The following is a 14,473-nucleotide window of genomic DNA, read 5'->3' on the forward strand; positions in this document are numbered from 1 at the left end:
TCTCACGCCTAGCCGATCTCGTCGAGGGAGCCCGCATCGCAACGTCGCCGCCAGACACTTATGGGTAACTGCAAGGCGCATGGGGCCTTTACTTGGGGCGTGTTGGACCGTTTGCTGGATGAGGTGGGAATCGAGGTGGCCGAGATTTCGGGCACTTCGGCTGGTGCGCTGAACGGTGCTGCGTTCAAAGCGGGCATGGTGACCGGCGGGCGTGAAGGTGCGCGCGCTGCATTAGATGGGGTCGAATGCCGGTGAGTGCAGAATGACACCCTAAGATTTTTGGTTATTGTTTTGGCCACCTGTATTCGCCTGTGAGGAGGATATGTGCCCATCCGATGGGTGAGGTATGCGCCAGAAGATCTGGGGAGCAGTTGAGTGCGCCGCGTTTTCGTGAGGCGACGGCTTCTCCGAGATGTTTGGTGTTCCAGTAAATGACAATGGCGGCAAGGAGGTTGAGGCCAGCCATGCGGAAATGCGGCCCTTCGGCGGTGCGGTCGCGGATTTCATCTTGGCGACCGATACGCAGGGCGTTTTTCAGCGCATGGTGAGCCTCGCCTTTGTTCAGACCGATCTGGGCACGGCGCTGAATATCGGTGTCGAGCAGCCAGTCTATGATGAATAGCGTTCGTTCCACCCGTCCAATTTCTTTGAGGGCTTCAGCCAGCTCGTGCTGGCGGGGATAGGCTGCAAATTTGCGTAGAAGCTGGCTGGGGGGCATGACACCTGCCACCATGGTGGCGGCACTGCGCAGAATATCTGGCCAGTTGGCTGAGATGATGTTTTGTCGAACCTTGCGGCCGATCAGGCCTTTGGGTTCCTTGGGGATGTAGGCCGGATCAAAGACGTAGAGCCTCTTGGAGGGCAGATCACGTATGCGTGGAATGAACTGGAAGCCCAGAAGCGCCGTGACGGCAAAGACATGATCGGTGAAGCCGCCGGTATCGGCGTATTGCTCGCGGATACTGCGTCCGGTCTCATTCATAAGCAGGCCGTCAAGGATGTAAGGGGCCTCGCTCACGGTCGCGGGGATGGTTTGGGTGGCAAAGGGGCCGAACTGATCGGAGACATGGGTATAGGCCTTCAGTCCTGGTTCATTGCCATACTTGGCGTTGATCAGGTTCATCAATTGCCCGGCAGGCGATTGCGGAGCAATCTGCCGAGAGGGGCCTCGCCTTGACGAGTGGTTGGAAAGAACTGCCTGTCGCTGGAGGCGGTGGTGCCGCCACCCCAGAAGCGGGCCATGGGCAGAGCGGACTGCGCCTTTATCACCGTGGCCAAGGCACGGTTGAGCGCATCGCCTTCAACATGCCAGCGTGAGATGCGCGAGAGCTGGAAATAGTCATGGGTGCTGGTGGCCTCGGCCATCTTGCTGAGGCCAAGGTTCAGGCCTTCTGCCAGCAGAACGGTCAGCAAGCCGATCCTGTCGGTGCATGGCGCACCGGTGCGGATATGGGTGAAGGCTTACGTGAAGCCTGTAGCATCGTCCACCTCCAGAAGCAGATCGGTGATCCGCACATCGGGCAGCCTTTTGTATAAATCCAGAACAAGTTCGTCGGCTTCGGTGGGCACTGCGGCGGTGAGTCTGTCGATCTTCAACACGCCGTCCTCGATAGAGCCACCCGGAATGGCCCCGGCACGGGCCGCAGCGGCGAGGCGCTTCAACCCCTCAGCCATGCGGGTCTTGCGATCTGCCAGCCAATCCGCCGGATCGAAGGGCACGGCCAATCTGGGCGTGGCCCGCGCCTCCGCCATCGGTACCAGCGCTTGCGTCAGGTCGGCATAGCGCCGGGAATGCGTCAGCCAAACGTCACCAGAGCGAAAGGCATCGCGTAGATGAAACAGCACGGCGACCTCCCAAAGCCGATGGTCAGTTGGGGCCTGTGCCTGAAAGTGCTGGTGCCATTTGGAACTGCGGCGCAGAAAGGTTGTTGGGCGGGCAGTTGCTTCTCCTCCCGCTGCGATAAGTCGGGCAGCCTTGACCAAGGGTTCGCTCACCGATGCGGCCTTAATATCGAGTGCCCTCAACATGCGCGGCGCGTAGCGCCGAAATCGGTGGTAGCCTTGGACGACATGGGACAATGGGTTGGCCGCCATTGTACTGGTCAACTGCATCGCTGTGGAGACAAGCCCTTCGAGATCACGCCAACCGCAGGCGGTCGTAACCGCGTTCTCCAGGGGGGCGCCATCGCCATGCGCTTCCAAGAGGGCGGCCCCCAAGCCTGAGAAAGAACGAAGTGTGTTCTGCAATGCTGCTTTGGCGTCGGTAATCTGCATATCACATAACGCCTTGGCATCACGCCAAGTTTTACCCAGCAAGCCATTGTTGCGCCATTGGTCCGAGCGACAATGGCGGCCCGGTCATGCGTCTCGATCACCGCGTCAGCTATCGCAGCCTGCCACTCCACGGTGCAAACGGCGAGGATTGCCAGCCGCCGATCACCGGAAATATCGCGCAAATCATCCGAGAAATACCGTTCACCCTGCCTGCGAATCCTGGCAATGCGATGCGGTGGAACGCCATCAAGGGCAGCAGTTGCAAGCCCGAGACCTTGCAGGAACTCTAATCGGTTCAGCAGGCGGTTCTCGCCCGCCGAGTTCTTGCCAACCTCAAATTGGCGCAGCCAGACGAACCGGCTTACCCGCCCATCGACATCTTCCGATAGTAAAGCATCAAGCTTGGCCCGCATCGGGTCATCAAGCCGATCAGCGATACGCGCTTCCACCCGGCGTTCGGCGGTGACCAAAGCATCTGCACAGAGTCGCTCAATCACAGATAGCCCCGGCAGGATGGTCAGGGTCCGGCTACATTGCGCCACGAACCGGCGCGCCAGATCCTCATTGGAACGCGCGACCTCAGCCTCACCTTCGAGCCAGGTCTTCAGGTCACGCGAATCCCGCCCAGTAAACATTTTGTAGCCATAGATCGCCCGAAGAGCCTCAAGATGCTGCTGCCGCGTTTGGCGACGGGCGGCATAGGCGAGAAGCACTTCGCCTGTAATGCCCAATTGAGCGCCGATGAAACGAAGCACTTTGTCCGGGATGACCTCCCCATTCGACAGCAGTCGCCCCGGATACCGTAGGGCACACAACTGAAGTGCAAAACCAATCCGGTTCTCTGGCCGTCGCCGTCTGCGGATATGATCAAGATCATCATCGGCCAGCGTATAGTGACGAAGCATTTCCGCTTCACTGGTTGGCAGATCAAAAAGGGCGGCGCGTTGGCGCTCGGTCAAAATGGTGCGATGCGCCATGTTTCTTTTGCTTTCAAAAAATGGATTGGTTAGTTTTATTTATGACATGAGATAAGGAACAAGTTAGGTGCAGGAAAGTGATTGCCGAGCCCAGACGTCCCAAACGTTCGTTTGTGAAACATGCTGATTGGCTACGCCCGAGTGTCGAAGGCCGACGGCAGTCAGTCGCTTGACCTGCAAAATGATGCCTTGAACGCCGCCGGTGTACCTGAGAGCCAAATCTATTCTGATCACGCCTCCGGCAAGAAAGATGATCGCCCCGGACTGGAGGCCTGCCTGAAATCCCTGCGGGCGGGCGATATTCTGGTGGTATGGAAACTCGACCGGCTCGGGCGCAGCCTGCACCATCTGGTTAAGACTGTCGCGATGCTGACCGAGCGCGACGTCGGTCTGAAAGTGTTGACAGGTCAGGGCGCGGCGATCGACACGACGACCGCCGCAGGCCGCCTGTCCTTTGGTATCTTCGCGGCACTGGCCGAGTTTGAAAGCGAACTGATCCACGAACGCACAATGGCTGGGCTGCAAGCTGCCCGCGCCAGAGGCAGAACCGGTGGTCGGAAATTCGCGCTCACCAAGGCCCAGGTCCGCCTCGCCCAGGCCGCCATGGCAAATCGCGACACATCGGTCGCCGAACTCTGCAAAGAACTAAAAATCCGACCCGTCACCCTCTACCGATACGTCGATCCAAACGGAAACTTGCGGGAATATGGAAAACGCGTGCTTGAAAAAGCTTAGGGTGTCATTCTACACTCAGCGGCATTCGACCCCTAGATGCGCTATGGGTCAGTGTTGGAACGGTTGGCGACTTGCGGCTAAGCGCTTGGATGCAGCCAGTTTTGCCCTTTGCCGCCGCGATGACCAATGCTTGGGAAAACGCGTTCAACACCTCGCCCCAAGGGATAGCGGCGCAGCTATTTTCGCCCTATGCGATGGGGTCTGCGTAGAAAAACCCGCTGGCGCCGGTTGTAGCCGAGTTTGATTTTTCACAGGTTTGCGCAGACGCAGGGCCGAAGCTGTTTATCAGCGCGACCAACGTGCGGAACGGCAAAATCGGCGTGTTTTCGGGGCAAAACATCACGCCAGATGCGATTTTGGCCTCGGGCTGTTTGCCTACAGCCTTTCAAGCGGTTGAGGCGCCCGACCCGCTGACTGGTAAGGTTGAGGCATGGTGGGATGGCGGATATTCCGGAAACCCCGCGCTGTTCCCCCTATATGACAAGGGTTTGCCAGACGATCTTATCATCGTGGCGATCAACCCTTTGTACCGTGACGCCGTGCCGACGACACCGCTGGAAATTCAAAACCGGATCAATGAGATCAGCTTTAACGCGCCTTTGCTGCGGGATTTGCGGGCGATCGCCTTTGTCAAACGCTTGCTGGCGCAAGGGGCGCTGGCACCGGGCAGCATGAAAGACGTGGCGCTGCATTTGATTGCCGATGATGTGTAGATGAACACGCTTTCAGCCAGCAGTAAACTGATCCCGACGCCTTCGCTTTTGCAGCGGTTAAAGGCTGCGGAGCGTGAGGCGGCGGATCAATTTTTGACACAGCACGGCGACAGCTTAGGCAAAGGCGGCACGGTCGACCCGATGGCGCTACTTGACTGAACCTGTAGGTTGGCTGATCGCCACGCCGTCTTTGTCTTTGCCATTGGGATAGACGAGGCCAGCCGAAATGATCAGCTTGGCCGCGTCCTCAATTTTCATATCCAGCATCCGCACATCCGCGCTGGGCACGAACAGCAAAAAGCCCGAGGTGGGGTTGGGCGTGGTCGGCAAAAACACCGAGAGCATTTCGTCGTGTTCCGGGAATTTCGCCGCAATCTCGCCCTTGGCGCTGGTCGAGATAAAGCCAATCGCCCAGATCCCCTCTTTCGGGTATTCGACAAGGCAGGCCTTTTCAAAATTCTGGTCGGTTTGGGCGAATACTGTTTCAGCGATTTGCTTGATGCCGCTATAAACACTGCGCACGATTGGTGTGCGATCCACCAGCCGCTCTGCCCAATGCAGGAACGACCGCCCGATCAGCCCGCGTGCCAGCCAGCCCATAAAAATGGTGAATACGAGGAAAATGATGACGCCGGTTCCGCGCAGGTTGATACCGTTTTCTTTGCAGAAAAACGGCGGCTTTGCGGGGTCCGAGGACCAAAATCGGCTTATTCCGCTGGCGGGCTCGGTTAGCGAAGGGCAGAACCAGTATCCGAACCATTCCGACGGTTGGTAGCTTTCGGGAATGAAAGGCAGGACTAATCCGTCGATCCAGCCGGTTACGGTCCAGATCAAATAAAGCGTGAGCCCGATGGGTAACACCACCACAAGGCCCGTCAAAAAACTTGCGCGCAGGCTAGCAAAGATGCCGCGTTTCTTTTGCGGTGGTTGGTTTTGTTCGGTCATTTCAAGCTCTCTGGCCCCAAATGGACCGAACGTAATTTAAGGGGCGCTTGCCGCATCTACAATGGCAAGACGGCTGATTTTAGATGCTCTTGCGGGCGTTGCTGATTGCAATTGCGATTTCGGCGCCCAAACGTGCATTATTACGCACAAGTGCTATGTTCGCGGTCAGCGAGCGGCCATCGGTCAGCGCAAAGATCCGATCTAGCAGGAAAGGGGTCACCTGTTTGGCGGCGATGCCTTGGGTCTCGGCCTCGGCCAAGGCCTGCTCGATCATCGGCGTGATCTGCGGCAACGGAATTTCATCGGCCAAGGGGATCGGATTGGCGATAAGCTGGCCGCCGGAAAGGCCAAGACGCGCGCGCATCATGTGGGCCGCAGCAATCTCGGTGGCGGTATTAAACCGCAGCGGGGCTGTAAGGCCCGAAGCGCGGGCCCAAAAAGCGGGCAGCTCGGATTGGCCATAGGCGATGACCGGCACGCCGAGGGTTTCCAGAACTTCCATCGTTTTGGGAATATCGAGGATAGCCTTGGCGCCAGCCGCGACCACGGTCACAGGGGTTTGTGCCAACTCTTGCAGATCGGCCGAAATATCAAACGAGGTTTCCGCCCCCCGATGCACCCCGCCAATACCGCCCGTCGCAAACACATCAATTCCGGCAAGACGCGCGGCGATCATGGTGGCCGCAACGGTGGTCGCACCGGTATCGCCAGACACAATACACGCCGCCATATCGGCGCGCGACAGTTTGCGCGCATCCGGCGTTTGTGCCAGTTTTTCAAGCTGTTCTGGTGACAAGCCAATGTGGATTTGGCCATCCATCACCGCGATGGTTGCAGGAATAGCACCGGCATCACGGATGTCTTGTTCCACCAACATCGCCATTTCCATGTTTTGCGGAAACGGCATGCCATGGGTGATAATCGTGCTTTCCAGCGCGACCACAGGGCCACCATTGGCCAAAGCGTCTGCGATTTCGGGAAGGATGCTCAGAGGGGCGTTTATCATGTTCCGATGTCTCCGGATACGTAATCTGCGGCGGCGGCAATGGCGCGGGTCTGCGCCTCTTGCCGGGTGGCGTTGTCGCGGGTGGCGGCAATATGGGCCGCCATAAAGGTATCACCGGCCCCCGTGACGCGGGTGACCATAACTTGCGGTGGGGTGGCGGTGATGATGCCGATGCCGCGGGTGCCTTCGGCGCAAGTCTTGCCGCCATCGGTTACAAGCACACGGGCGGCCCCACGGGCCAGCAGGCCGTCTGCGGCCTCGGGGGCTGTGGCAAAGGGTTGCTTGGCCAAAAGACCGGCTTCCTCAAGGTTCACATAAAGCGTGGCGCTGGGATGCGTCAGCAGCGGCAAAAGGCGTTCGGCCTTGCCCGGACTGGCAGGCGCCACGCGCAAATCGGCATGGGCAAACAGCGGCGAGGTGGCGATTTTTGCCAGCAGAGCCTCGGTCAGGTTGCCGTCCAATGCGACTGTGCCGCTGTAAGGCAGGGCTTCGCTGCCCAAGCGACCATCGGCCAAAGGGCGCAGGATTTTATCGCCCGCTGCCTCCAGCGAATGGGCATCGGCAATGGCGGCGATCAACCCGTTTGCGCCCTCTATCGCCATGTAAATATCGGTGGGCAAATCGTCCGAACGGTAGATCGTGTCCGTGAACAGCCCCAACTCATCACAGCGCGCGACCAGCTCGCAGCCCTCGGCATCGCGGCCAACGGCTGACAGCAGGGCTGGCACCATCCCGAAACGGCGCAAGGCCATGGCGATATTCAGGGCAACACCACCCGGCAGCCGCGTAATACGCCCCGGCACATCCGAGCCAAGCCGCATTGATGCAGACGAGCGGCCGATCACATCCCACAAGACGGAGCCAATACAAAGAATATCGTGTTTCATGCACGCGTTTTCGCGCATTGTTTAGGCGTGCGCAAGGGTGAAGCGTCTGGCCTCCGGCGGGGATATTTTGACCGAAAAGAAAGGTGGACCGGCTTTGTCTTGGCGGGCGTTATGGCGGTAGCGGCCATCGCACCTATGCTCTGGATGCTTTTAAGCCTTTGCGGGTCTTTATTGTCCATGCCGTTTTTGGTGACAAAATTTGTGTGCCGCATCGCCCGAAACCCTTCTGCTTGGTGATCCCCTTTCGCGCAAGAGCATGACTGTGATTCCCTGCGATTGCCGCGCGTTTGAACTGCGCAGGGTCGGTTCGTTTATATTCTGTTTAAAATCTGATCATTTTTTGCGGCCCGCCATAATATTTCGTCCCCTTATCCCAGCGCTGGGGCATGCCGCCGCGTATTCATCTTGCGTTGCAGATACGAAAGACCTTTGGGTTCGATGTAGCCGTCGCTTGGGCCATGGGTCACTTAGAAGGGTCGCACCGTGAAACTGATTATAGCAGCCATAAAACCATACAAACTAGAAGAAGTACGAGAGGCCCTTACCGCGATTGGGGTGCGTGGAATGATGGTGACCGAGATTAAGGGCTTTGGCACGCAATCTGGTCATTCTGAAATTTACCGAGGGGCCGAATATGCGGCGAATTTTGTGCCCAAGATGAAATTGGAAATCGTGGTGCCGGATGCGCAGGCCGATCAGGTTGTCGAGACAATCAAAACCACCGCCATGACCGGCAAAATCGGCGATGGCAAAATATTTGTGCTGGACGTGGCCCAAGCGGTGCGCGTGCGGACGGGCGAAACCAACGACGACGCGCTGTGACGCAATCTGTCAGGGAAAGATCGAGATATGTCAAATTTTAAGAAAACTCTAGGATTGACGGCCGTGGTAGGGCTTACAGCCCTTCCGGCCCTTGCGCAGGATGCGGCGATTGATACGGGTGATACCGCTTGGATGATGATGTCCACGGCATTGGTCTTGTTCATGATTTTGCCGGGCCTTGCGCTGTTTTACGGCGGTTTGGTGCGCAGCAAAAACATGCTGTCGGTGCTGATGCAATGCACGTTGATCACAGCGATGGTGATGGTGGTTTGGGTGCTCTATGGCTATTCGATGGCCTTTGGCCCCAGCCTGTCGCCCTATTGGGGCGGGTTGGACAAGGCGTTTTTGTTCGGCGTGACGGCCGATTCTGTTTCGGGTTCTATCCCTGAATATGTGTTCTCGGTGTTTCAGATGACCTTCGCCGCGATTACGCCGGCGCTGATCATCGGGTCCTTTGCCGAGCGGATTAAGTTTTCGTCGCTGCTGGTGTTCGTGCTGCTGTGGGTCACCTTTGTGTATTTCCCGATTGCACACATGGTTTGGGGTGGCCCGACGACGATAGTTGATGCGACAGGTGCGACGGTGACCGCAGGCGGCGGCTTGTTCTTTAACATGGGCGCGATGGATTTCGCTGGTGGGACGGTTGTGCATATCAACGCAGGTATTGCGGCCTTGGTTGGCGCGCTGATGATCGGCAAACGTGTCGGCTTTGGTAAAGATAACATGGCCCCGCATTCGATGACGTTGACCATGGTTGGCGCGTCGATCCTGTGGGTTGGTTGGTTCGGGTTTAACGCAGGCTCGGCTTTGGCTGCAAACGGTACGGCTGGCTTGGCGATGATCAACACCTTTGTGGCCACCGCTGCGGCTATATTGTCTTGGTCGGCGGTAGAGGGGCTGCTGCGCGGCAAAGCCTCGATGCTGGGGGCGGCGTCTGGCATGGTTGCGGGCTTGGTTGCCATCACCCCGGCTTGCGGTTTTGTCGGGCCTTTGGGCGCGATCTTGCTGGGCGCCATTGTTTCGCCGATCTGCTATTTCTTTGTCACCACGGTTAAGGTCAAGCTGGGCTATGACGACAGCTTGGACGTGTTCGGGGTGCATTGTGTGGGCGGAATCAGCGGCGCATTGCTAACGGCGGTCTTTGCGTCCGAGGCGTTTGGCGGCGGCGGTTACGGTGCCAACGCGGGCAGCATGGGGGCACAGATGATCGTGCAGATTGAGGCTGTCGGCACAACCATCCTTTGGTGCGGCATTGGCTCGTTTGTCTTTTTCAAACTGGTCGATATGGTTATGGGCCTGCGGGTTAGCACTGATGCCGAACGTCAGGGCCTTGATCTAACATCGCATGGCGAATCTGCCTATCACAGCTAAGATCTGACGGCTGAAAGTAACGCCTACAATGAACACCGACGCGGAGAGATCCCCGTCGGTGTTTGCTATTTTGAAATGACGTTAAAAGCTAAACAGAGGGCTGCTTTTCCAGTGCAGGCAAGTGCCAAGCTGCGTGCCTTTACGGCCTTTCCTTCGGTCAATTTGGCTTTGACTGGCCATAAACCGCTTTAACAGCTTGAAATTGGGGCTTGGGCGGGGAAGGGTGCTTGCAATCGGGTATTGGGCGCGGTATTGGCAGCGCACTTCACAAGTGGGGCTTGGGCCTTTTCAGGGAGAAATCCTGAAAGGTCCGCCGGTTGGAACATCTGTTCTGAAGACGGCCCTGCTGAGGATTAAACCGGAAAAGGATTACGGACATGGCTCTTCCAGAGTTCACCATGCGCCAGCTGCTTGAAGCAGGCGTACACTACGGTCACCAGACTGCACGTTGGAACCCAAAGATGGGTGAATACATCTATGGCGATCGCAACGGGATTCACATTCTCGACCTGACACAAACTGTTCCAATGCTTGACCAAGCGTTGAAAGTTGTGCGCGACACAGTTGCAAAAGGTGGCCGCGTTTTGTTCGTTGGCACCAAGCGCCAAGCCCAAAAAGCTGTTGCTGAAGCTGCTGAAAAGTCGGCGCAGTTCTACATGAACCACCGCTGGTTGGGTGGCACGCTGACCAACTGGAAAACTGTTTCCCAGTCGATCCAGCGTTTGAAGCAATTTGACGAGCTGATGGCCAATGGCGCCGAAGGCTTGACCAAAAAAGAGCGTCTGAACATGGAACGCGAGCAGGGCAAACTGCAGGCGTCCTTGGGCGGCATCCGCGAAATGGGCGGCGTTCCTGACCTGATCTTTATCATTGATGTTGGCAAAGAAGACCTTGCCATTCTGGAAGCCAACAAGTTGGGCATTCCAGTTGTTGCTGTGGTTGATACCAACTGCTCGCCTAAAGGCGTTGATTACGTGATCCCGGGCAACGACGATGCGGCCCGCGCGATTGCACTGTATTGCGACCTGATCTCGCGCGCAGCGCTTGAAGGCATGTCGGCGCAAATGGGCGCTGCTGGTATCGACGTTGGTGCGTTGGAAGATGCGCCAGTGGAAGAAGCTGTCGCAGACGTTGCTGCTGAAGCCTGAGACCTGTCGTCTTAATGTTAGCCGGTGGGGGTAAGCCCCGCCGGTATTTCTGCATGATATGAGGAGAGCCGCCATGGCGATTACCGCACAAATGGTAAAAGAACTGCGCGAAATGTCGGGTGCCGGCATGATGGACGCGAAAAAAGCGCTGATCGAAGTTGAAGGCGATATGGAAGCCGCCATCGACTGGCTGCGCACCAAAGGCCTTGCTAAGGCTGCGAAAAAAGCTGACCGCATTGCTGCGGAAGGTTTGGTGGGTGTTTCGGTTACCGGCGGCAAAGGTGTTGCTGTTGAAATCAACTCGGAAACCGACTTTGTTGCCAAGAACGCCGATTTCCAAAAGCTGGTTGCTGGTGTGACTGCGGCTGCTTTGGACGTTGCAACAGTTGAAGAACTGGCAGCGGCAAAAGTTGCTGGCAAGTCGGTCGAAGATACCATCACCTCGGCTGTGGCTGTGATCGGCGAAAAGATTTCGCTGCGCCGTATGGCTGTGGTTGAGGGCGATAGCGTTGCGGCCTATGTGCACAACGCAGCAGCCGATGGCATGGGCAAAATCGGTGTGTTGGTTGCTGTTAAAGGCACTGACAACGGAATTGCCAAGCAGATCGCGATGCATATTGCTGCGACCTCGCCACTTGCATTGTCCGAAGCCGATTTGGACCCAGCCGTGGTAGAGCGCGAGCGCACAGTGCAGACCCAAAAAGCGTTGGAAGAGAATGCCGCTTCGGCCAAGCCAAAGCCGGATTCGGTTATCGAGAACAACATCATCCCAGGTCGGATGAAAAAGTTCCTCGAAGAAAACACGCTGTTGGGCCAGAAGTTCGTTATGAACCCTGATATCACAGTTGAGCAAGCTGCCAAGGATGCTGGCGTTGAAGTGACCGCATTTGTACGCGTCGCTGTTGGCGAAGGCATTGAGAAAAAAGAAGAAGACTTTGCTGCTGAAGTTGCAAAAACTTTGGCTGGCTAAGCTTTTCTTTTAGACCAAACAAAACGGCCCGTGGGAAACCGCGGGCCGTTTTACGTTGGGGTCACGTTACGTGGCATCGGCTTGGTTGCGTTTGATCGGCTGGATCAGATCAAACGCAATAGGTTTATTGGCCGTTGCGCACTGTATCACGGCGGCACGCAGCAAGGGTTTTGCGTGTCAAATCAGGCGCGAGTTTGGCCATCGCATCATATTGGGTCAGGAACACGTCGCCGGTCAGATCTTGGATGAAATGGCTGCGGCGCAGGCGGTCCATCACGGGGCCTTTCACCTCGGACATGTGCAAGGTGACGTTCGAATCCTTTAGCATTTGGTTGATCGCCTCAAGGCTTTCCAAGGCGGAGCTGTCCACCGCATTTACCGCAGGGAACATCAGCACCAAATGGCGGATGGATTTATTTGCCGCGATTTTGTCTTGGATATAATCCTCCAAGAAACGCGCATTCGGGAAATACAGGCTTTCATCGACCCTTACGGTCAGCACATCGGGGGCCGTGATAACAGCGTGGCGATCAACGTTGCGGAAATGCTCGGTCCCAGGCACTTGGCCCACGATGGCAACATGCGGGCGCGAGGTGCGGTACAGGTGCAAAAACAGCGACAGCGCAACACCGGCAAGAATGCCCGATTCCACGCCCATCGTCAGCGTGACAAGAATGGTCGCAATCATCGCTGCCCCATCAGTGCGACTATAGGCAAGTGTGCGGCGAATGGCCCCGAGGTCGACCAGCGTCAGCACCGCCAGAATGATGGTTGCCGCAAGTGTGGCCTTTGGCAGGAAAAATAGCATAGGCGTCAGGAACACTGTCGCCAGTGCCATGCCAATGGCCGTAAACGCGCCCGCTGCCGGGGTTTGCGCGCCTGCATCAAAGTTCACAACCGACCGTGAAAAACCACCCGTCACCGGAAAGCCACCTGAAACCGCCGAGCCGATATTGCAGGCCCCAAGGGCCACCAGCTCTTGATCCGGGTCGATGCGCTGGCGCCGTTTGGCCGCCAAGGTTTGCGCGACCGAGATGGTTTCAACATAGCCAACGATTGCGATCAGCATGGCCGGCACAGCGATTTGCGACCAAAGCTCAAGGTCGAACGGGGGCAGGGTAGGGACAGGCAGACCTTGGGGAACGGTGCCGACAACCGACACCCCATGCGCATCAAGGCCAAAGACAAATGTCACAAGCGTGGTTGCAGCCACAGCGGCCACGGGTGCAGCCCGGGTCAGAACGCTGGCAAGGTTTGGGCTGACATTTCGCGCCAAGAGCCACGCCTTTAAATACTTGCGTGACCAGAACAGAAAACCAACAGCACCAGCACCCAGAAGAGTGGTGAAAAGGCTGATATTATGCAGGTTTTCAAAGATCTGCCGCACCAACTCAGTCAGGGTTTCGCCCTTGGCCTTGATGCCCAAAAGATGCGGGATTTGGCCCGCCGCAATAATCAGCCCCGAGGCGGTGATAAAGCCGGAAATCACAGGGTGGCTCAGGAAATTGGCGACAAAACCCAGCCGCAGTAGCCCCATACCCAGAAGCATTAACCCCGATAAAAAGGCCAAAGCAATGGCCGCGCCGTAATATTCGGGTGTGCCTTGTGCGGCCAATTTGCCAACCGCAGCGGCCGTCATCAATGAGGCCACAGCAACCGGACCCACGGCCAAGGTACGCGACGTGCCAAACACAGCATAGATCACCAGCGGCAGGATTGACGCATACAGCCCGACTTGCGCAGGCAAACCTGCCAACAGCGCATAGGCCAGCGATTGTGGGATCAGCATGATCGTCACAATCAGGGCCGCAACAAGATCACTGGTCAGCGTGTCGCGCGAATAGCTGCGCGACCATGTTAGGATTGGGAAATATCGGCGCACAGCATACGCTCCTGCAATCTATAGGGTTTTGCGCTTATCTATAGATATAGATTTATATTGCAAGAATTGAATGTATGAAATGCGGCGTTTCGGGGTAGGGCACTCACAGTTTGATATCATAGGTCGCCCATTTGGTTTTCTCGGCCAGCCGGTCATAGACCGCACGGGCGCGGTAATTGTCCTCGGCGGTAATCCAGCGAATGACTGTCCAACCTTGTTGCGTGCCATGCGCACGGATGGCGTCGATCATGGCGTCCGCCACGTTCTGGCCCCGCGCGTCGGGCGTAACAAACAGATCATCCAGAAACCCTCCGGTCGAGGCCGACAGCGGCCGCGCAAATGGCCGGAAATGCGCAAGGCCCAGCAGAGCGCCGTTGGCATCTTCGACAACCAGACCGTGCACCTGTGTAGTACCATCCATAAGCCAAGCCCAAGTGGTATCGCGCATCGCAGGTGTCTGGGTGGTTTTGTAAAAGCTGGCATAGCCCTGGTACAGCACATCCCAAGCCGCGCGATCACTGGGTTTAAGGGGGCGGATACGAAACGTCATACAGGCACCTTTTTGAAGCTGTTTGGGCTGTTATAGGCGGGAACAGTAAGAATACAAAGGATTTGCAATACTCATATATTACATAATATTGATTATGAGATAATACGATGTCGCCGGGTGGATTCACAAATGAAGTGCAAATTCTGTACTATAACAGAGTATTGCATGGAGTTGACCAATGGGACGCACCTAC

Annotated in this window: 12 protein-coding genes and 2 pseudogenes; 8 read left to right on the forward strand and 6 right to left on the reverse strand. The window is 56.9% G+C overall.

Annotated features, from left to right (window positions below; genetic code table 11):
* Positions 1-60: 60 nt before the first annotated feature.
* Positions 61-243, forward strand: a pseudogene (locus tag ACEN2J_RS19220) (patatin-like phospholipase family protein); the annotation flags it as partial.
* Positions 244-283: 40 nt separating this feature from the next.
* Here the strand turns inward: ACEN2J_RS19220 and ACEN2J_RS19225 are convergent.
* Positions 284-3,251 (reverse strand): annotated as a pseudogene (locus tag ACEN2J_RS19225) (Tn3 family transposase).
* 120 nt (positions 3,252-3,371) lie between these two features.
* On the opposite strand from ACEN2J_RS19225, the gene ACEN2J_RS19230 reads away from it, so the two are divergent.
* The 3 genes from ACEN2J_RS19230 (at position 3,372) to ACEN2J_RS19240 (ending at position 4,858) form a co-directional block, all read left to right on the forward strand.
* Positions 3,372-3,986 carry a recombinase family protein gene (locus ACEN2J_RS19230; protein ID WP_442108158.1) on the forward strand — a complete coding sequence of 205 codons (615 nt, stop codon included), beginning with the start codon at positions 3,372-3,374 and terminating at the stop codon, positions 3,984-3,986.
* Between the two features lie 299 nt (positions 3,987-4,285).
* Positions 4,286-4,699 carry a patatin-like phospholipase family protein gene (locus ACEN2J_RS19235; RefSeq protein WP_442108160.1) on the forward strand — a complete coding sequence of 138 codons (414 nt, stop codon included), beginning with the start codon at positions 4,286-4,288 and terminating at the stop codon, positions 4,697-4,699.
* Positions 4,700-4,858, forward strand: a complete 159-nt coding sequence (locus tag ACEN2J_RS19240; RefSeq protein WP_442108162.1) for a hypothetical protein — start codon at positions 4,700-4,702, stop codon at positions 4,856-4,858. It begins immediately after the preceding gene.
* Here the strand turns inward: ACEN2J_RS19240 and ACEN2J_RS19245 are convergent.
* From ACEN2J_RS19245 to ACEN2J_RS19255, 3 genes are all read right to left on the reverse strand, one after another.
* Complete coding sequence (locus ACEN2J_RS19245) at positions 4,847-5,644, reverse strand: DUF502 domain-containing protein (protein ID WP_442108164.1); 798 nt, start codon at positions 5,642-5,644, stop codon at positions 4,847-4,849. The genes ACEN2J_RS19240 and ACEN2J_RS19245 overlap by 12 nt on opposite strands.
* A 79-nt stretch (positions 5,645-5,723) precedes the next feature.
* Positions 5,724-6,647, reverse strand: a complete 924-nt coding sequence (locus ACEN2J_RS19250; RefSeq protein ID WP_442108180.1) for a pseudouridine-5'-phosphate glycosidase — start codon at positions 6,645-6,647, stop codon at positions 5,724-5,726.
* On the reverse strand, positions 6,647-7,537 hold the full coding sequence (locus ACEN2J_RS19255; RefSeq protein ID WP_442108166.1) for a PfkB family carbohydrate kinase: 891 nt from the start codon (positions 7,535-7,537) through the stop codon (positions 6,647-6,649). Before ACEN2J_RS19255 ends, ACEN2J_RS19250 begins: the two co-directional genes overlap by 1 nt.
* A 483-nt stretch (positions 7,538-8,020) precedes the next feature.
* Here ACEN2J_RS19255 and ACEN2J_RS19260 point away from each other — a divergent pair, with 483 nt between their 5' ends.
* The 4 genes from ACEN2J_RS19260 (at position 8,021) to tsf (ending at position 11,848) form a co-directional block, all read left to right on the forward strand.
* Positions 8,021-8,359 carry a P-II family nitrogen regulator gene (locus ACEN2J_RS19260; protein WP_442108168.1) on the forward strand — a complete coding sequence of 113 codons (339 nt, stop codon included), beginning with the start codon at positions 8,021-8,023 and terminating at the stop codon, positions 8,357-8,359.
* A gap of 27 nt (positions 8,360-8,386) precedes the next feature.
* A complete protein-coding gene (locus ACEN2J_RS19265) occupies positions 8,387-9,730 on the forward strand; it encodes an ammonium transporter (protein ID WP_442108170.1) in 1,344 nt (447 codons plus the stop codon).
* A gap of 377 nt (positions 9,731-10,107) precedes the next feature.
* Positions 10,108-10,878, forward strand: a complete 771-nt coding sequence (rpsB, locus tag ACEN2J_RS19270; RefSeq protein WP_442108172.1) for a 30S ribosomal protein S2 — start codon at positions 10,108-10,110, stop codon at positions 10,876-10,878.
* 73 nt (positions 10,879-10,951) lie between these two features.
* Positions 10,952-11,848, forward strand: a complete 897-nt coding sequence (tsf, locus tag ACEN2J_RS19275; RefSeq protein ID WP_442108174.1) for a translation elongation factor Ts — start codon at positions 10,952-10,954, stop codon at positions 11,846-11,848.
* Positions 11,849-11,972: 124 nt separating this feature from the next.
* Here tsf and ACEN2J_RS19280 read toward each other — a convergent pair whose 3' ends face one another.
* Together ACEN2J_RS19280 and ACEN2J_RS19285 are read right to left on the reverse strand one after the other, a co-directional pair.
* Entirely contained in the window at positions 11,973-13,730 is a 1,758-nt protein-coding gene (locus ACEN2J_RS19280) for a SulP family inorganic anion transporter (RefSeq protein WP_442108176.1), read from the reverse strand.
* A gap of 103 nt (positions 13,731-13,833) precedes the next feature.
* Complete coding sequence (locus tag ACEN2J_RS19285; protein ID WP_442108178.1) at positions 13,834-14,280, reverse strand: GNAT family N-acetyltransferase; 447 nt, start codon at positions 14,278-14,280, stop codon at positions 13,834-13,836.
* Positions 14,281-14,473: the final 193 nt, after the last annotated feature.

The sequence above is a fragment of the Pseudorhodobacter sp. W20_MBD10_FR17 genome, from assembly GCF_052119765.1.
Classification (GTDB): Bacteria; Pseudomonadota; Alphaproteobacteria; order Rhodobacterales; family Rhodobacteraceae; genus Pseudorhodobacter.